Below are 2,668 nucleotides of genomic sequence, written 5' to 3' on the forward strand. Positions count from 1 at the left end.
GCGCGAAGGTGCCAAACGCGCGCTTGGCATGCGTCCCTTCGACGTCCAGATGATCGGCGGCATGGTGCTGCACGGTCGCGGCATCGCCGAGATGCGTACCGGTGAAGGCAAGACGCTGGTCGCTACCTTGCCCGTCTATCTCAATGCCTTGACCGGCAAGGGCGTGCACGTCGTTACCGTCAACGACTACCTCGCCAGCCGCGACGCCGAATGGATGGGCCGGCTCTACAAGTTCCTCGGCCTGTCGGTCGGCATCGTCGTCCACGGCCTGTCCGACGAAGAGCGCCGCGCGGCCTATGCCTGCGACATCACCTACGCCACCAACAACGAACTCGGCTTCGACTATCTGCGCGACAACATGAAGTATGAGCGCGCCCAGATGGTGCAGCGCGGTCACTTCTTTGCGATCGTCGACGAAGTCGACTCGATCCTGGTTGACGAAGCCCGCACGCCGCTGATCATTTCCGGTCCGCTCGAAGACCGTTCGGAAATGTACAACACCGTCGACGCCTTCCTTCTCAACCTGATTCCGACCGACTACGAAGTCGACGAGAAGCAGAAGACCGCCATCTTCACCGAAGAAGGCACCGAGAAGATGGAGAACATGCTGCGCGATGCAGGGCTGCTCAAGGGTGAGTCGCTCTACGACATCGAAAACGTCGCCCTGGTTCACCACGTCAACAACGCGCTCAAGGCGCACCGCCTGTTCCAGAAGGACAAGGACTACATCGTCAAGGACAACGAAATCGTCATCATCGACGAGTTCACCGGCCGCATGATGCCGGGTCGCCGTTTCTCCGAAGGCCTGCACCAGGCACTCGAAGCCAAGGAACACGTGGCGATCCAGCCGGAAAACCAGACGCTGGCGTCGGTCACCTTCCAGAATTACTTCCGCATGTACGAAAAGCTCGCCGGCATGACCGGCACGGCGCTGACGGAAGCGGAAGAGTTCGGCAACATCTACAATCTCGACGTCACCGAAGTTCCCACCAACGTGCCCGTCAGGCGCCTCGACGAGGACGACGAGGTCTATCGGACGGTCGAGGAGAAATACAAGGCGATCGTCCGCGAGATCAAGGAAGCCAACACCAAGGGTCAGCCGACCCTGGTCGGCACGACCTCGATCGAGAAGTCCGAGCAGCTCGCCGAGCGGCTGCGCAAGGATGGCTTCAAGAATTTTGAAGTCCTGAACGCCCGCCACCACGAACGCGAAGCGTCGATCGTCGCCCAGGYCGGCAAGCCGGGTGCCATCACCATCGCCACGAACATGGCCGGCCGCGGCACCGACATCCAGCTCGGCGGCAACGCCGACATGCGCATTACCGAGGAACTGGCCGACATGCCTGCCGGYCCCGAGCGCGACGCCAAGGAAAAGGCGATCCGCGAGGATGTGGCCCGCCTCAAGGAAAAGGCGCTGGCCGCCGGCGGCCTCTACGTGCTTGCCACCGAACGCCATGAAAGCCGTCGCATCGACAACCAGCTGCGTGGCCGCTCCGGTCGCCAGGGCGATCCGGGCCGGTCGAAATTCTTCCTGTCGCTGCAGGACGATTTGATGCGCATCTTCGGCTCCGAACGCATGGACGGAATGCTGCAGAAGCTCGGCCTCAAGGACGACGAGGCCATCATCCACCCCTGGATCAACAAGGCGTTGGAGAAGGCCCAGAAGAAGGTCGAGGCGCGCAACTTCGACATCCGCAAGAACCTGCTCAAATACGACGACGTCCAGAACGACCAGCGCAAGGTGGTGTTCGAGCAGCGCCTCGAGCTGATGGACGCGACAAGCCTGACCGAGATCGTCGGCGAAATGCGCCAGGACGTGATCGACGATCTCGTCACCAAGCACATTCCCGAGACGGCCTATGCCGAGCAGTGGGATGTCACCGGCCTCAAGGAAGGCGTGATCCAGTATCTCAACCTCGACCTGCCGATCGAAGAATGGGCCAAGGAAGAGGGCATCGCCGACGAAGATATCCGCGAGCGCATCACCACAGAGGTCAACAAGGCAGCAGCCGACCGCGCCGAGCGCTTCGGTCCCGACGTCATGACCTATGTCGAACGCTCGGTCGTGCTGCAGACGATCGACCATCTGTGGCGCGAGCATCTGGTCAATCTCGACCATTTGCGCTCGGTCGTGGGTTTCCGTGGTTACGCCCAGCGCGATCCGCTCAACGAATACAAGGGCGAGGCCTTCGAACTGTTCCAGGCGATGCTTGGCAATCTGCGCCAGGCAGTCACCGCGCAGCTGATGCGCGTCGAACTGGTGCGCCAGGCCGCCGATGCTCCGCCACCGGAAGCGCCTGAAATGTTCGGTCATCATATCGACGGCACGACCGGCGAGGACGATTTCGGCGAAGGTTCGGTTGCCGTGCTGGAGGATGCACGCGTTGTTGCTGCCGAAGACCGCGACCCCAACAATCCCTCGACCTGGGGCAAGGTTTCGCGCAACGAAGCCTGCCCTTGCGGCTCGGGCAAGAAATACAAGCACTGCCACGGCACATTTGCCTGATCGCAGGAAGGCTTGAAAAATCAGCGGCGACCCGACAGGTCGCCGTTGCTGTTTCTGGAGCCTTTTTGGCTCTAGATGTGCCTGTAGTTGGCGCTATCGGCCTTGATGCCGAGCCGTGCGATCAACTCCTGCGGGTTGAAATTCGCTTCGGCGTGCATGGCC

General features: G+C 61.5%; 1 protein-coding gene. It reads left to right on the plus strand.

What is annotated here, in order from left to right; all coding sequences use genetic code 11:
* A partial coding sequence (gene secA, locus AC1DUU_RS28810) for a preprotein translocase subunit SecA (protein WP_476786747.1) occupies positions 1-2,506 on the plus strand: 2,506 nt, incomplete at its 5' end.
* Between the last annotated feature and the right edge of the window lie 162 nt (positions 2,507-2,668).

The sequence above is a fragment of the Aminobacter sp. P4_H6_2 genome, assembly GCF_056400805.1.